The 344-nt window shown below is 67.7% G+C and carries 1 protein-coding gene; it reads left to right on the top strand.

Annotation, left to right across the window (positions count from 1 at the left end; genetic code table 11):
* Positions 1-344: CoA transferase family protein (locus tag JT719_RS24395; RefSeq protein WP_207436398.1), on the top strand; the 344-nt coding region annotated here is incomplete at both ends.

The following is a 344-nucleotide window of genomic DNA, read 5'->3' as shown; positions in this document are numbered from 1 at the left end:
GGTGCTGGCGGCGATGCAGGATTCGGTGCTGAACCTCTGCCGCGTCAAGCTGCGCGACCAGCAGCGCCTCGCCCGCGGCCCGCTGAAGGAATTCCCGCAATACCCGAACGGCACCTTCGGCGACACGGTGCCGCGCGCCGGCAATGCGTCGGGCGGCGGCCAGCCGGGCTGGATCCTGAAGTGCAAGGGCTGGGAGACCGATCCCAACGCCTACATCTACTTCATCGCGCAGGCGCCGGTCTGGGCGAAGATCTGCCAGGTCATCGGCAAGCCGGAATGGATCACCGATCCTGACTACGCCACTCCGGTGGCGCGCCTGCCGCGGCTGATGTCGATCTTCGCGA

This window comes from Sabulibacter ruber, assembly GCF_017355955.1.
Taxonomy (GTDB): Bacteria; Bacteroidota; Bacteroidia; order Cytophagales; family Hymenobacteraceae; genus Nibribacter; species Nibribacter ruber_A.
Note: the sequence above shows the minus strand (reverse complement) of the source record. Positions and strands in the feature narration are given on the sequence as shown.